Origin of the sequence: uncultured Parasphingorhabdus sp. (assembly GCF_963677535.2) — a bacterium.
In the GTDB taxonomy this organism is placed as follows: Bacteria; Pseudomonadota; Alphaproteobacteria; order Sphingomonadales; family Sphingomonadaceae; genus Parasphingorhabdus.
Genome location: NZ_CAXXUT010000003.1, coordinates 1,043,621 through 1,057,411 on the forward strand (window position 1 = coordinate 1,043,621; position 13,791 = coordinate 1,057,411).

15 protein-coding genes are annotated in these 13,791 nt (G+C 58.0%); 2 read left to right on the top strand and 13 right to left on the bottom strand.

Annotated elements, in window-relative coordinates; genetic code table 11:
* Positions 1–21 precede the first annotated feature (21 nt).
* The 11 genes from ACHZCJ_RS11930 to ACHZCJ_RS11980 all read right to left on the bottom strand — a co-directional run bounded on the left by ACHZCJ_RS11930 (position 22) and on the right by ACHZCJ_RS11980 (position 9,872).
* Positions 22–1,125 (bottom strand): hypothetical protein, encoded by a 1,104-nt coding sequence (locus ACHZCJ_RS11930; protein WP_321326670.1) that lies wholly within the window; start codon positions 1,123–1,125, stop codon positions 22–24.
* Complete coding sequence (locus tag ACHZCJ_RS11935; RefSeq protein WP_321326673.1) at positions 1,116–1,880, bottom strand: glycosyltransferase family 2 protein; 765 nt, start codon at positions 1,878–1,880, stop codon at positions 1,116–1,118. Before ACHZCJ_RS11935 ends, ACHZCJ_RS11930 begins: the two co-directional genes overlap by 10 nt.
* Before the next feature lie 64 nt (positions 1,881–1,944).
* Positions 1,945–2,709, bottom strand: a complete 765-nt coding sequence (locus ACHZCJ_RS11940; RefSeq protein ID WP_321326675.1) for a sulfotransferase family 2 domain-containing protein — start codon at positions 2,707–2,709, stop codon at positions 1,945–1,947.
* Positions 2,710–2,794: 85 nt separating this feature from the next.
* Positions 2,795–3,505 carry a sulfotransferase gene (locus tag ACHZCJ_RS11945; protein ID WP_321326677.1) on the bottom strand — a complete coding sequence of 237 codons (711 nt, stop codon included), beginning with the start codon at positions 3,503–3,505 and terminating at the stop codon, positions 2,795–2,797.
* 2 nt (positions 3,506–3,507) lie between these two features.
* Positions 3,508–4,512 (bottom strand): SDR family NAD(P)-dependent oxidoreductase, encoded by a 1,005-nt coding sequence (locus tag ACHZCJ_RS11950; RefSeq protein WP_321326679.1) that lies wholly within the window; start codon positions 4,510–4,512, stop codon positions 3,508–3,510.
* Entirely contained in the window at positions 4,509–5,813 is a 1,305-nt protein-coding gene (locus ACHZCJ_RS11955; protein ID WP_321326681.1) for a UDP-glucose/GDP-mannose dehydrogenase family protein, read from the bottom strand. Before ACHZCJ_RS11955 ends, ACHZCJ_RS11950 begins: the two co-directional genes overlap by 4 nt.
* Before the next feature lie 181 nt (positions 5,814–5,994).
* Positions 5,995–6,372, bottom strand: a complete 378-nt coding sequence (locus ACHZCJ_RS11960) for a MarR family EPS-associated transcriptional regulator (RefSeq protein ID WP_159647060.1) — start codon at positions 6,370–6,372, stop codon at positions 5,995–5,997.
* A gap of 289 nt (positions 6,373–6,661) precedes the next feature.
* On the bottom strand, positions 6,662–6,835 hold the full coding sequence (locus ACHZCJ_RS11965) for a hypothetical protein (RefSeq protein WP_321326684.1): 174 nt from the start codon (positions 6,833–6,835) through the stop codon (positions 6,662–6,664).
* Positions 6,836–6,847: 12 nt separating this feature from the next.
* Positions 6,848–7,663, bottom strand: a complete 816-nt coding sequence (locus ACHZCJ_RS11970; protein WP_321326686.1) for a TIGR03084 family metal-binding protein — start codon at positions 7,661–7,663, stop codon at positions 6,848–6,850.
* 14 nt (positions 7,664–7,677) lie between these two features.
* Entirely contained in the window at positions 7,678–9,486 is a 1,809-nt protein-coding gene (locus ACHZCJ_RS11975) for an acyclic terpene utilization AtuA family protein (RefSeq protein ID WP_321326688.1), read from the bottom strand.
* A gap of 5 nt (positions 9,487–9,491) precedes the next feature.
* The gene (locus ACHZCJ_RS11980) at positions 9,492–9,872 is read right to left on the bottom strand and encodes a VOC family protein (protein ID WP_321326690.1); all 381 of its coding nucleotides are present in this window, start codon (positions 9,870–9,872) and stop codon (positions 9,492–9,494) included.
* A 126-nt stretch (positions 9,873–9,998) separates the two neighbouring features.
* Here ACHZCJ_RS11980 and ACHZCJ_RS11985 point away from each other — a divergent pair, with 126 nt between their 5' ends.
* A complete protein-coding gene (locus tag ACHZCJ_RS11985; protein ID WP_321326692.1) occupies positions 9,999–10,772 on the top strand; it encodes an SDR family oxidoreductase in 774 nt (257 codons plus the stop codon).
* A gap of 106 nt (positions 10,773–10,878) precedes the next feature.
* Positions 10,879–11,811: an SDR family oxidoreductase gene (locus ACHZCJ_RS11990; protein WP_159647068.1), complete on the top strand. Its 933-nt coding sequence runs from the start codon at positions 10,879–10,881 to the stop codon at positions 11,809–11,811.
* Between the two features lie 102 nt (positions 11,812–11,913).
* On the opposite strand, the gene ACHZCJ_RS11995 is transcribed toward ACHZCJ_RS11990, so the two are convergent.
* Together ACHZCJ_RS11995 and ACHZCJ_RS12000 are read right to left on the bottom strand one after the other, a co-directional pair.
* Positions 11,914–12,903 carry a HupE/UreJ family protein gene (locus tag ACHZCJ_RS11995; RefSeq protein ID WP_321326695.1) on the bottom strand — a complete coding sequence of 330 codons (990 nt, stop codon included), beginning with the start codon at positions 12,901–12,903 and terminating at the stop codon, positions 11,914–11,916.
* Positions 12,900–13,715 (bottom strand): peptidylprolyl isomerase, encoded by an 816-nt coding sequence (locus ACHZCJ_RS12000; RefSeq protein WP_321326697.1) that lies wholly within the window; start codon positions 13,713–13,715, stop codon positions 12,900–12,902. Before ACHZCJ_RS12000 ends, ACHZCJ_RS11995 begins: the two co-directional genes overlap by 4 nt.
* Positions 13,716–13,791 lie beyond the last annotated feature (76 nt).

Consider the following 13,791-nt stretch of genomic DNA (forward strand, 5'->3'; position numbering starts at 1 on the left):
GGCGACTGAGGTCGGCGTGGTTCATCGGGCCCCTTTCCGAAGCAGTTTGCGCAATCCGTCCTTCATGCTGCTCAGCGGAAAACCGCCCTGACGTACGGCGCCCTGCTCGGCTGCATGGGCCAGAAGACGCAGCGCTGCTGTCTGGTCATTGGCGAGAAAGCGGGAGAGGGCATCTGTCTCGGCGAGCCCCAAGTCCCGGGCGCCGGTCTCTGCAAGCCCCTTGTCAATTTCCGCCCGGTCGTAAAGCGCGGGTTCGTCAAACTGAAAATCGAATTTTTCGCGCAGGGCGACCGCTTCGTCATGCCATTCGTCCAGTATCAGCCAGCGAACGGCTGGATTTACAGTTACCCGGCGCAGCGAGAGCGACTCACCAAGCGCGGCTTCTGCCTCTGCCAGACGCGCACGCCAGACTCGTGACCGTTCGACATAGTCGGAAGCACTGTCGCTGGTCACGTTCATCATGGCCGCTTGCAGGGCTATGCAACCCTCTCCGGTGAGACTTACATTGGCGTTCCGCCCAGGCATGGACAGCTTTGACGCCAGCCCGGCTTGTACCGCCTCGAGAAAATCCGTTCGTATATCGCCGACTTTGGCCAGGTCCCGCAATTGTACGGGGCCTATATTTTTCCACCGTATGAGCCGCGAATGCCAGGGCAGGTGACCCGGAAGTCGTACTTTCGTGGTTCGTCCAAGCCTCTGGGAAGCCTTGGATTCATGATTGGGCACCGGTGCCCGCAGATAAGCGACAGACGATATCTCCGCATCCGGGGCAATGCGCGCCAGCCATTCCCGCAGCGTGGTAAAGTCATCGATCGACATGAAGTTTTCGGCCGAGAGGAGTAACGTTTCTGGATTGTGACTGGACACCTGATCGGCGAGCGATTGCCACGCGGCTTCGGTCTTGCGTACGACCAAGGCCGGATCATTGCCATTTCGCCGCAGGTCGATGTCACGCATCGCCTCAGGGACGTGAAGGCCGGAGGCAAGGCCCGAATGGTGCGTGGCACGTTCGATCGTGGGATACAATATTCCCTGTTCCATCAACCTGTTGCGGTTAGTGTCGAGTGCAACTTGCAGACTGCTCGATCCGGCTTTGGGTGTACCAATATGAATGATCAGGCGCATTCTGCCCTCCGGATTCTACCTGTCTTGCGGGACATTTTTTTGAGTAACCGCGGGTTCAACAGCCGGAACAGTTCCCGTGAGAGACCCCTATATCCCAGAAGATGGCGATATTTCCAGCTGAAGAGAAGCTTGTAACGCCGGGCCTGATGCGCTCGCACCCCGTCATGCTGACGCATGATTGCGACCGCCTCTGGTGCTATCGAGATCTTCTCGTCCGCTCTTAAAATTTCCAGCACCAGAGCCTTGTCCTCAGATGTTCGAAGCCGCTCGTCGAATCCGCCGACTTCCCAAAACAGCTTTTTCTCGATCAGCAGGTTTGTCCCGGTAGTCCCGGGATTGCGTCGAAGCAATAGCGGGATGGTCAAGGTCTCCGGAGTGGCACATTTGAAACGTTCAATTCGGTTCGTCCGGAAAGTATCCAGCCGGCCACAAGCGCAACGCGATTTCTCGGCATGCAGGACAGACCAAATATTCCGCAGAAAATTGTCATCCCACCAGTCATCATCATCAAGAAAAGCGAAATGGGTCCCACTCGCTCTGGCCGCGCCGAAATTACGAGCGCGCGACGGGCCGATGCGCTGCGGCAGACGATAAACGGTCACATTGCCAGGCAGGGATTCATGGCCGATACTAACGGTGCAATTGTCCACCACGATCACTTCATGCGGCGGAAAACTCTGAACCATTGCCGATTCAATGGCCTTGTTCAGAAATGCAGCCGGTCGGTTGCAGGTCGGGATGATTACGGAAATCATGTCCAGCAAAATCCGCTACTTTGGCTTGTCGGTTCCGGATTAAACTGAAAATAATCTGACATGATCAATCGCCGAACCTGTATCCGAAAGCCGCGATTTCTTTCTCATAGAGTCTTTCCACTATCTCGCGAGTTAAAGAGGTGTGAAACTCGGTATAGTTTTTTGACCGGGCCGAACGTTGTGATGATTTTGCTTTCGTGATGATTCCCTCAAACGGTATTCTGGCTCCCTTAAGCCCTGTTTCCAACGCGTGTGGGAGTTGCTCATAGTGATAGACCGCATCGACTGCTATTTCGTCGTCAATCGTATAAATCGGCCAGTTCGAATGGATGTCGAGTGGTACTATCCCGTCGAGCGAATCGCAACGCTCTAAAGCCTGCATATAGTGCTCGAATGACGGCGGGTTCGATACGCCACTTGTCCGCCAGTAATAATCCGAAACGACCAGATCATAGGGGTTGCGAACCACGCAGAATTTGAAGAATTTGCTCCATTCGACCGGGAAGGTCGTCTGCATGACCTGCGCTGCCACGTGCTGCGGCTTTTTTCCTATCGTCCGGGAGAAACGCTTTTTCGCATGTTTCGAGACAGCGGCCGCATATTGCTTGTTGCCTTTGACCCTGTTTAGGACAAGGTCGACGGGATTTTCCCGGAGCGCAGCCGCGACAACACGGCGTGGCGGGTTAATCCCCAAATCCATGGCTTCCTCGATGCCGCCCACAAAAATGTCTTTTGGGCCCAGATTTCGCGCGAGCGAGACGGCGATCGAACTGCCCGCTGTCTTGCGGCAGTGCATGAAAATATACTGATGTTCGTAGCTCAGGATCACAAGATTACTTTCAGGCTATCGCGAAATTCGGAATTGGCGCACCTGCACCGCACCCGCAATGACGAGCTGCTGGGGTAACCGCCCATCAGCCCTTGCCCTGCGTAGAAGCATTCAACGGGCGCCACAGGCGGCTGTCCAATTTGAAATGCGGTCGCATCATCTCGATCACCGGATCAATGGCGCTACCACTCTGGACGTTCCGGTCGATCGGCACATGAATGAAGCGCGGGTGATCGGCAAAGAAGGCCAGCGCAGCCTCGCGATGCTGCGCAAATTCATTGCGCCACTTGGCTTCCGCTTTCTGCGCCGTTCCCCCGTGCACCGACAGATATCGTGGAAGAAAGTCATCCTTGAAGCTCAGGCGCGATCCAACCCAGCGATCAACATCACGGTCGTTCAGGATGAAATAGGCTTGCGGGAACAGGCGGGCATAGGTTTCGTAAAGATCATGCGCCTCGAAATGTTCGTCATCTGTGAGATAAACAAAATCGGAATAGACCGTCCAGCGGGACAGAAACGCCTTGAGCGACTTGTCGTCTCCGAGCCGGTCACGTATTTCCTTGGCCAGATACATGGATCCGATACGGCAGTGAAGCGCACGCAAGCCGTTGCGATGAAAGAAACGGTGAAAGGACGTGGTCGCGCAGCGGTTCGGACCAATGATGAAAATCTTTATGTCCGGAAACCGGCTTTGGGCTCTCCGGTTGGCTAGAACATTCAGCCAGTTCGCCGTTTTTACATAGTCCCAGGCCCGCTTCAGATGCTTGCGCTCAAGAGTGATGGATCCAAGGCGCATGCTCAGTCTCCGTAAAAGTCGCGGTACCAGTTGACGAATTCGGCCACGCCTTCCCGGAACGGGGTTTGCGGCCGGTAACCGGTCAGCTGCTGCAGCACGCCGGCGTCCGCCCAGGTGGCGGGCACATCGCCGGTCTGCATCGGCATGTAATTGCGCACCGCCTTCTTGCCCACTTCATCCTCGATCGCTTCCACGAAATCCAGCAGGCGGATCTTGTCGGAATTGCCGATATTGACCACCCGGAACGGAGCAGCGGGGGACAGGCTGTCATTCTCAACCGCGGTTTCCGGTCCGCCCGGCACCGCGTCGATCAGCAGCCGGATCCCGCGGACCAGATCGGTGACATAGGTAAAGTCCCGCCACATCTCGCCATTGTTGTAAATGTCGATCGGCGTGCCTTCCAATATGCCCTTGGTAAATTTGAACAGGGCCATGTCCGGCCTGCCCCAGGGGCCATAGACGGTGAAAAAGCGGAACATCGTCGTCGGCATGCCGTGGATATGGGCGTAGGAATGGCCCATCGCCTCGTTAGCCTTCTTGGTTGCGGCATAGATGGTCAGCGGCGTGTCGGCCTTTTGTGTCTCGGCGAAGGGCATTTCGGTATTCGCCCCATAAGCCGAACTGGTCGAGGCCATCAGCAGATGCTGCACCGGCACCGCGCGGGCAGCCTCCATGACGTTGAAGGTGCCGACGATATTGGCGTCGATATAGGCGCGGGGATTTTCCAGACTGTAACGGACGCCTGCCTGCGCGGCGAGGTGAACGATGATATCCGGCGCAGCCGCTGTGACGGCGGCTTGCACGGAATCATTGTCTTCCAGCATGGCGTGGGTGAATGTGAATTTCGGATGCTGGTTGAGCAGCGCGATCCGGCTTTCCTTCAGGCGCACATCATAATAGTCGGTCATGCCGTCATAGCCGGCCACGGTCCAGCCCTCCTGCAGCAGCAGTTCGGCCAGATGAAAACCGATGAACCCGCCGGTTCCGGTGATGAAGGCTGTTTTCACCGGCCCACTCCGACATATTCGGTGAAGCCGGCGGCAAGAACCGAATCGCGATCATAGACATTGCGCAGGTCGGCCATGACCGGGGACTTCATGCCCCCGGCGAGGCGCGCAAGGTCAAGCGCGCGAAATTCGTTCCACTCCGTCAGGATGACCACGATGTCCGCATCGCTGGCTGTCTCGTAGGCGTCGTCAACCCAGGTGACGCCGGGCAACAGCGCCTCGCCTTCGCGCAACCCCTGTGGATCGCACACCCGGACATTGGCGCCACTGCCCACGAGTGCGGGAACGATGGTCAGCGATGGAGCGTCGCGCATGTCGTCGGTTTCCGGTTTGAACGTGACGCCCATGACAGCAACCGTCTTGCCGTTGACCGAGCCGCCGCACAGGTCGAGCAGCTTGTCGATCATTCGCCGCTTGATCGCCTCGTTCACCTCGATCACCGTCTCGGTGATGCGCTGGGGGACACCGTGTTCCTGACCGATCCGAGCCAGCGCGCTGGTGTCCTTGGGAAAGCATGACCCGCCATAGCCCGGTCCGGCGTGCAGGAACTTGTTGCCGATACGGCCATCCAGACCGATGCCCTTGGAAACCGACTTGACGTCGGCGCCGACACGCTCGCACAACGCTGCGATTTCGTTGATGAAGCTGATCTTGGTGGCGAGAAAGGCATTGGCTGCATATTTGATCATTTCTGCCGATTCCAAATCGGTATAGACGATCGGGAATTCGCGCAGGAACAGCGGACGGTAAATGTCCCCCATCACCGTCTTCGCGCGGTCGCTTTCGACGCCCACGACCACGCGGTCGGGTTTCATGAAATCATCGATTGCCGCGCCTTCCCGGAGAAATTCTGGGTTGGAAGCCACGTCAAATTCCGCGTCGGGATTGGCATCACGGATAACCGCTTCGACCTTGCGGTTGGTGCCGACGGGCACTGTCGACTTGGTTACCACCACGGCATATCCGGTCAGCGCCTCGGCAATATCCTTGGCGGCGGCCATGACATAGGTCAGATCGGCATGGCCATCGCCGCGTCTTGTCGGCGTGCCGACGGCGATGAACACCGCGTCGGCGCCGTCGACGGCGGCCGCCAGATCGGTGGTGAAACTCAACCGGCCGGCGGCGACATTGCGTTCCATAACGGCGTCCAGCCCGGGTTCGTAAATCGGAACTTCGCCGCGTTCCAGCAGGGCGATTTTCTCGGGCAGCTTGTCGACGCAGACCACATCATGGCCAAAGTCGGAAAAACATACGCCAGAGACCAGCCCCACATAGCCCGTACCGATCATTGCAATTTTCATCGTCCGATTATTCCCTTAGTTAATAGTCTATTGCTGTCTGAGCGCGCCGGCATTCCTGCCGATACACTGATATTCCTGTTGCCATCTGCCCGAGATAACATGCGATGGAGCGGCTTCAGTGATCGCGGGCATTCTTTCCTGCCCCGATCAACGTTGCTTGTGACAATTTCATGATGGCCGGTCATTTACTTTTCACACCATCGTGGAGGCCGGGCATTTGGGATTCGGGCAGTTCCGCTGCGAGACTTTCGATTTCGGCCTTGAGGGCTTCATGCTCTTCCATTTTTCGCAGCAGAAACCGGCGGGTCATCGCGGCCTTCTCGGATATCCCGTTGAGGGTCAGCTTGTAGGCATAGCGACGCTTGTCTTCTGCTGCGGTAAAATTTCCCAGTTTGACCAGGCCTTTCTCGATCAGCGCATTCAGTACATAATGCATGGACCCGACGCTGACGCCGACGGCTTCCGCCATTTCCCGCTGCGACATCTCCGGATTTTCGGCAAGCAGGCGAAGCACGCGGAAACGCGTATCCTCCTGAAGCTTGCTGCGTTTGCTGGTCATAGATTCAAACCGGTATTTCTCGAGACATGCGGCCGGAATGGCCCGGCGGGTGCGAGGCAATCAAAGGCTATACGGGGGCGCGGAATCGACATCGTTCATTTTTGAGCGATAGCATGATGCTGCGCCCGCGAACAAGCCCTAAAATATGATTGCTGGAACGTCCTGCCGTCCGGTGCCGGTTGTAACAGACACACATCCTAGCCGGTCGCGCGGCTTCCGATATCCGCAATATTATACGAAAGTCAATGGCCGCCTTGGCCGGATAATCCGCGATCGCAAATATCTGACACTAGGCCCGGCATTCGAGCAACATCCACAGTTTGGCCCGGGGACCGCCCTGATGAACGGGAATATCCCTAGGGCGATAATGCACCGGCCGGGTGGTCGCATCCATTCCCGTGGAATCTTCCGGCGGGGAAGCCAAAAATGCGGCGAGCGCGGCGATACGGTCGCTGCTGGTCATTATCTGCTCCATTCAGCCGGTGGCGATACTCCTGGTTCCTTTTGCCGGCGGATTTTCCGGACCACCCGCGAAACATTGGGCGATTTTCATCCACTGGCGGGCGGTGTCGCCGACCGTCTCGAGCGCAGTGTCGTCGATATTGCGGGTCTGGGTCACAACCTGCGAGAATTCCACCGCGCTGCCTTTTACCATATTATCCTCTTGCGGATCATTCCATTCCCAGACGGCGCCTGATGGTGCGGTTAATTGGACGAACGGCTTCGGCGCCGGCGGTTCCTGACGGCGATTGCGGAAGGTCCAGCCATAAGTGGTGACGCCAAGATGGGCAATATTACGGATCCGGTCGCCGTCCTGGCGCTGCTGCCCCAATATGTCGAATATCTCCTGCCCGTGCGACCAGGTTTCCATCTGGCGGGCGATGATCTTCGAGCGCGTGGTCATGTCCGGCCCGGCCCAGCCGACGCGATGCTCGGGATCCGCTTCTCCATAAGCGGTGGCGAGCCTGGGATAATAGTCGCAATAGGCGTCGAACAGGGCCTTGCCGCGAATCCCGCCGGCATGCTGGTCCAGCCACTCATATTGCACATCGACATGGCCCTTGCCGGTTTTGAACGCGCCCATCATGTCGCTGAGAAATTGCTTGAAGGCGTCCGGGTCCTGCAGGGTCATCAGCGCGGCGGCATTCCAGATATGCAGGTGACCAATAACATCCTCGATCGTCCAGCTCTTGAACTGGGTGACCGTGGCAAAGACATCATCACTCGCATCGGCAAGCACGGCTGCCAGCGTGTCGCTTTCCTCATTGAAATCCTTGGCTTCCTGCATCATCGATAAAATCCTTCTCAATCCAGTTTTTCGGCGAGCTCGGCCGGTATCCTGACCGGATGGGCGAGCAATATCTGGCCATAGCCCTTGCCCTGCGCATCATTTCTGATGCTCGCGACACCGCCGCCACCAAGCACCGCGTCGATCAGGAAATTGATCGCGTGGGAGCCGGGCAGATAATATTTGTCGATTTGGGCTGCATCGGCGCCACCTTCGATAAAATGGCCGAAGCGCTTGGCTACGGACTCCGGGGTAAGAGCCGCCCAGATATAGGGCAGATAGGCAGGATCGCGCGCGATCACGCCGATATTGGCCTTGTCGCCCTTGTCTCCCGAGCGGGCCCAGGCCAACCGGACCAGCGGAACGGTGACGGCGCTTTCCGGTTCGCGCGGATTTTGCGGCGGCGCCGGACGGTTTATGGCAGCCGGGTTGAAGCCCTGACCTTGTTCGTCCTGGAATGTGATTTCCTTGCCATCGACATCGATCGTGACAGTTACAGAATCTTTCGGTGTCAGATAGGAAAAAAGCCTCACGACGGGCGATGGTTTGGCCCGCGCGCCGGAAAAACTGCCCAGACCTGGCGGCGTCGCCAGACCCAGCCCGGTCAGCTCGCGCAGCAGGATGCCGATGGCTGCGGCTTCGCTGTGTTTGGCGGCAATTTTCGCGACCACTTCGCGCGGTTCATGATCGGCGGCATAGTCGCCAAACTGGCTTTCCGCGCCGATCAGCTCGACGCTGGTTTCGCTATAGTCGCCCAGATTGTGGCCGCGCAGGATCTTGTTGGCACGGACAAAGATATTGTCGCAGAATTTCTGCGCCTTGCGGGCAGCATCAAAGCCGTAGAAACTGACATAGGTCCCGCCGCGATAGCCCTCGCCATAGGTCAGGCAGGTCTTGTAATGGTCGGGTGCAGGATAGCCTTTCGCCGGGGACACGTGCACTTCGTCCGGGCCAGCCTGGACGATTTCAACCTGTGAAAAATCGCACACGACATCGGGCAGCATATAGGCCTGCGGATCGCCGATTTCATACAGCATCTGTTCGGACACCGTGCCGACCGTGACGCAGCCACCGGTGCCTTCGGGCTTGCCGACGGTGAACGAGCCGTCGGGAGAAACCGTGCCAATCGGATAGCCGATATTCGAAATGTCACCGGCCTCTTCCCAGTCGGTATAATTGCCACCGGTCGCTTGCGGTCCGCATTCCAGCAAATGGCCTGCCAGGCTTCCGCTGGCGAGCAGGTCATGGTCGCCCGCCGACCAGCCGAATTCATGGATACAGGCGCCCAATGTCACCGCGCTGTCGACGCAGCGACCGGTGATCACGATATCCGCGCCCTCGGCGAGAGCCTTGGCTATCGGGAAAGCGCCGAGATAGGCGTTGATGCTGGCGATCCTGTCTTTGTCCGGAAAGGCCGCGCCGGTGAACATTTCCTTGGGCGCAGCCGCAGCGATTTCATCCCGTTCGCCCAGCAGATTATCGCCGGTGATCACCGCTACCTTGAGGTCGAGACCCTGTTCCCTGATGACCGCCCGTGCCGCTTCGCCGCAGGAAGCGGGATTGACCCCGCCGGCGTTGGCAATGACCTTTACGCCTTGCGCGGCAATGGCCTTGGCATGCGGCTTCAGAACCGCGCTGATAAAATCACCGGCAAAGCCAGCCGCCGGGTCCCTGGCATGGGCCCGCGCCATGATCGACATGGTGATCTCGGCGAGATAGTCATAGACCAGATAATCCACGTCCGCATTGAGCAGCTGCGGAGTAGCCATGGCGCTTTCACCCCAATAGCCACTCGCACCGCCGATCCGGATGCTCCTGTCCGGCATATGATTCAACCCATCTGGTGCAGAGCGCAGAGCTTGTTGCCGTCCGGATCCCGCAGATAGGCGAGATAAAGCTCCATGCCGGGATTATCGCGCACGCCAGGAGGGTCTTCAATGGCGGTACCGCCGGCTTCCAGGCCGGCTTTGTGCCAGGCATCGGCCTGATCGGGACTTTCCATCGCAAATCCTACGGTCATGCCATTGCCGCATGTGGCTTCCTTGCCATCGATAGGGGCCGTAACCATGAAGATGCTGCCGTTGTGAACATACATCAGCCGGCCCTTCGGATCGACCATCGCTTCCGGACCGCCAACGCTTTTGAACAACGCGTCATAGAATTTCTTCGAGCGGTCGATATCGTTCGATCCGACCATCATGTGACTGAACATTTTTTCTCTCCTTTGTTCGCGGCTAGTCGGGCAGGAGCGCTCCTGCCCGGATGCAATCTTGCCTTGTTCTAACCGTCTGGCATCTTTAAGCGAGTGATTAATTTATTCAAGCAGGACAAAATCCAAATGCAATTGCAGGACAAGATTATCGTTATCACCGGTGGCGCCAGCGGCATCGGGGCGGCCATGGCCCGCCGCTTCGCTGCGGAAGGGGCCAGAAAGGTCATTTGCGCGGACCGTGATCTTGCCGGGGCGCAGGCCGTCGCGGATGAAATTGGCGGCGTTGCAATCAAAACCGATGTGTCTCTGGCCGAGGATATCAGCCATCTGATCGAAACGGTGGAAGCCGATGTCGGGCCGATCGACCTGTTCGTATCCAACGCCGGTATCATAACCGGGGGTGGTGTCGAAGTGCCAGATGCCGATTGGCAGAATATCTGGGAAATCAACGTTCTGTCTCATATCCAGGCGGCACGGATATTGGTGCCGAAAATGCTGGCCCGTGGCGGCGGCTATCTGCTCAATACCGCGTCGGCGGCCGGCTTGCTGGCGCAAATCGGATCGGCGCCTTATTCGGTGACCAAACATGCTGCGGTCAGCTTTGCCGAATGGCTGGCGATCACCCATGGCGCAGAAGGACTGAAAGTGTCAGTGCTCTGTCCGCAAGGCGTTGATACGCCAATGATTGCCGGTGTCGACACATCCACCGTGGCCAAGGACGGTATCGTGACGCCCGAACATGTCGCGGATATGTGCGTTGAGGCAATCGGCGACGAACGGTTCCTGATTCTGCCACATCCGGTAGTCGGCGACTATATCAAACAGAAGGGGGCCAATCCCGAACGCTGGATTTCCGGCATGCAACGATGGCAGGCGATGCTGGGTGAACAGGATACCTGACGCCGTCCCGACAACGGGCCTAACAATAATGGCCTGACAAAATGGAGCATTGGGACTCTTCCTGTTCGCCTCTAGCGTCGCTGCAGATGCAAGAGGAGAGAAAATCATGGCATTGGTATCAGTCGTGGGCGCTACCGGTCGGCAAGGCCTGGCACAAATACGACAATTGGCAGCTGCAGGTCACAAGGTCCGTGCCCTGTCACGCAGTGAAAATCCGGATCTGGGAGGCACAAATGCAGCGGATGAATGCCGCCAGATTGATCTGACCGACGAATCGACCTGGGTCCCCGCCTTTGAAGGTTCGGATGCGGTTTTCTACACCCATCCGCTACAGGCGCGCGAAGATCGTGCAACCATGGTGGGCAAGGTCGCGGCCGCGGCCAAGGAAGCCGGCACCGAGCGTTTCGTCTGGAACACCTCGAGCTGGATACCCGAGCGTCCCGGCGACCCGTTCACCTATGGCAATAACACTATCGCAGTGAACGAGATTTTCCGCTCCGGCATGCCGGCTACCGTATTCGGTTCGGTGCTGTTCATGGACAATCTGCTGACCAACTGGGCGCGGCCGTTCATTGTTGACGAAAAACGCTATGTCTATCCGCACAATGCCGATCTTCAGGCCAACTGGATCAGTCTTGATGATGTCGGCAAATGTATGGTTGCCGCAATGGACCGCCCGGACTTCGAAGGTTCCTGGCTCAACATCGGCGGACCACAGCGTCTGAGACCACCAGAAGTAGCGGAAACCCTGTCACGGGTATTTGGTCATGAAATCAAATATGACCCGTGCACGCCGAAAGAGTTCGGCGACTATCTGGTCAAGGCATTTGGTGACGATGTGCCGCCGGAAAACCGTGAAACCATGGCTGCGGGAATCACCGCATTCTACGAATATAACAACAATAATGTCACAAGGCCTTTCGAAGTCGACACCGATTTCATGCAGCAGCGTCTGCCGGAAGTCGAATTCGAGACGCTGGAAGAATGGGCAGCACGGCAGGACTGGTCGGAAGACGCCCACCGTCCGCCCGCGGGATAGACTTTTCCCGATATTGCTGAATTGAATGACGATAGCGGCCTTTGCTCCGAACCCCGGAGCGAAGGCCGGATTCTATGCGGGGTCAACCCCCTGGGAAAATGGTCAGGCGACCATGCGCTCGATGAACCAGTAAGTAGAGATGATCCCGATGCCATAGGCCACGGCGGTTTTTGCCGGATGCAGCCAATCGACCCGGAATTTCCTCAGGCCATATAACAAAGCCAGAGCGAGCGCGACAATCGCCAGCTGGCCGATTTCCACGCCGAGATTGAAGGTCAGCAAGGCGAGCGGAACATCGCCTTCCGGCAGGCCGATTTCCGCCAGCGCTCCGGCAAAACCGAAGCCGTGGAGAAGTCCGAACAGAAAAGCGACGATCCACGGGAAACGTTCCGACAGGCGTCGGTCATCAGGCTTGGCTTTCACCACCTCGACAGCGAGGAAGATAATGGAAAGCGCAATAACCGCTTCGACCGGCTGCGATGGCAGCGATAGCCAGCCGAGCGTTGTCCCCACCAATGTGATGCTGTGCGCGACCGTGAAGGCGGTGACGGTCTTGGCTACCAGCCAGCCGCCCTTGAGCAGCAGCACGAGCGCCAGCACGAAAAACAGATGGTCGAAGCCGAGCAGGATATGCTCTATCCCGATGATCGTATATGTCACCGCGACATTGGAAATGATCGAGGGCTTGGCCAGGGTGGTGACCGGCTGGTCTGGTGTCAGGCGCAGAGTCTGCATGGGGCTGCCGATCGGGGCAATGCGGACCAGCGCATCGGTGGTGGAAAGCGCGAGTCCTTTCAGCCCGATCGCCTGCCCCTGGAGCGTGCCGTCGCAGCGCAAATTGAGATGGGTCAGAATATTGCTGCCGGCAAATTCGCGCTGGCGCTCGCCTCGGATTTTGCAATTGGCGGGGATGATGACCTGTCCACTCTGGCCCAGGCGGGAATTGGCGGAGGCTTTCCACAGCAGCGCCCATTGGCCCGGCGCCTGTTCGGTCAGTTCGATATAGGCCGGGCGCAGCTCGTCGGCGCGGGCGCTGCCGGGTGCGAGCCCGCAGGCAAAAGAGACCCAGAGGATAGCCAGCCAGCGAATCATGGCCGACCGGCTACCGTGATGTCATATTCCGCCTGGAGACGGGCGAGGCTTTTGTCTCTCTGTTCGGCCTGTCGCGTGGCGGACCAGTCATTGGCGACCCTTTGCCGGACGTCCGCAAACGTCGCTCTCTGACCGGGGGTTTTCGCGGAAATCCTGACGGCATGGCTGCCGAAACCCGAGACGATCGGGCCGCTCCAGTCGTCAGGCTCCAGCGTCTCGAGCTGTTCCGCAAAACGCTCGCCAAATTGTCGGGCAATGTCCGCTGTCTCCGTCCGCGCGAAAGTCCGCGGCGTGGAAAGGGGTTGCGCGAAGCTGTCGGGGTTCGCACCGGCTTTCAGCTGGTCGATCCGCTGACGCGCCTCGCTTGAATCGATCTGGCCGAGATAGATCTGTTCGAAATCATAGAGCGGGGGAAGGGCGTATTTTTCAGGGTGGTCGTCCATCCATTGCTGCAGGATCGTATCGTCCGCTCCAGAGTCTGCCGTCTCTCCGCTTTCGATAAAGCGCATCTTGGTAAACAGCCGCCGCCGGATGACGGGGTCGTTTTTGTCCAGCCCCAGCCGCAAGGCTTCGCGATAGTAGATTTCCTCGGCAATTTCCTGATCGATCAGGGCGTCCAGTTCAGCCTGCGTAGGCGTCCGCCGGAAATTCTGCACCCAGCCTGTCTTGAGCCTTTCGATATCCGTTTCATCAATATGGATCGCATAGTCAGCCGGATCCCGATTGCTGCCACTAGCCCAGAAGAAGGCAAAGACGAGCAGCGCACCCCCGAGAAAATGAACGAGCGGTTCCCGAATAAGCTTGTGCATCATTTGTCGAAATATCCAATCTGTACAACCGCGGCATGCCAATGCAATCCGGGCCTGTCGGCTGACAGGTCCCGTCAAA

Excerpts from the sequence above, each read along its gene's own strand:
- ACHZCJ_RS11930 (WP_321326670.1), bottom strand. The coding sequence starts at position 1,125 with ATGCGCCTGATCATTCATATTGGTACACCCAAAGCCGGATCGAGCAGT.
- ACHZCJ_RS11935 (WP_321326673.1), bottom strand. The coding sequence starts at position 1,880 with ATGATTTCCGTAATCATCCCGACCTGCAACCGACCGGCTGCATTTCTG.
- ACHZCJ_RS11945 (WP_321326677.1), bottom strand. The coding sequence starts at position 3,505 with ATGCGCCTTGGATCCATCACTCTTGAGCGCAAGCATCTGAAGCGGGCC.
- ACHZCJ_RS11955 (WP_321326681.1), bottom strand. The coding sequence starts at position 5,813 with ATGAAAATTGCAATGATCGGTACGGGCTATGTGGGGCTGGTCTCTGGC.
- ACHZCJ_RS11960 (WP_159647060.1), bottom strand. The coding sequence starts at position 6,372 with ATGACCAGCAAACGCAGCAAGCTTCAGGAGGATACGCGTTTCCGCGTG.
- ACHZCJ_RS11965 (WP_321326684.1), bottom strand. The coding sequence starts at position 6,835 with ATGACCAGCAGCGACCGTATCGCCGCGCTCGCCGCATTTTTGGCTTCC.
- ACHZCJ_RS11970 (WP_321326686.1), bottom strand. The coding sequence starts at position 7,663 with ATGATGCAGGAAGCCAAGGATTTCAATGAGGAAAGCGACACGCTGGCA.
- ACHZCJ_RS11975 (WP_321326688.1), bottom strand. The coding sequence starts at position 9,486 with ATGCCGGACAGGAGCATCCGGATCGGCGGTGCGAGTGGCTATTGGGGT.
- ACHZCJ_RS11980 (WP_321326690.1), bottom strand. The coding sequence starts at position 9,872 with ATGTTCAGTCACATGATGGTCGGATCGAACGATATCGACCGCTCGAAG.
- ACHZCJ_RS11985 (WP_321326692.1), top strand. The coding sequence starts at position 9,999 with ATGCAATTGCAGGACAAGATTATCGTTATCACCGGTGGCGCCAGCGGC.
- ACHZCJ_RS11990 (WP_159647068.1), top strand. The coding sequence starts at position 10,879 with ATGGCATTGGTATCAGTCGTGGGCGCTACCGGTCGGCAAGGCCTGGCA.
- ACHZCJ_RS11995 (WP_321326695.1), bottom strand. The coding sequence starts at position 12,903 with ATGATTCGCTGGCTGGCTATCCTCTGGGTCTCTTTTGCCTGCGGGCTC.
- ACHZCJ_RS12000 (WP_321326697.1), bottom strand. The coding sequence starts at position 13,715 with ATGATGCACAAGCTTATTCGGGAACCGCTCGTTCATTTTCTCGGGGGT.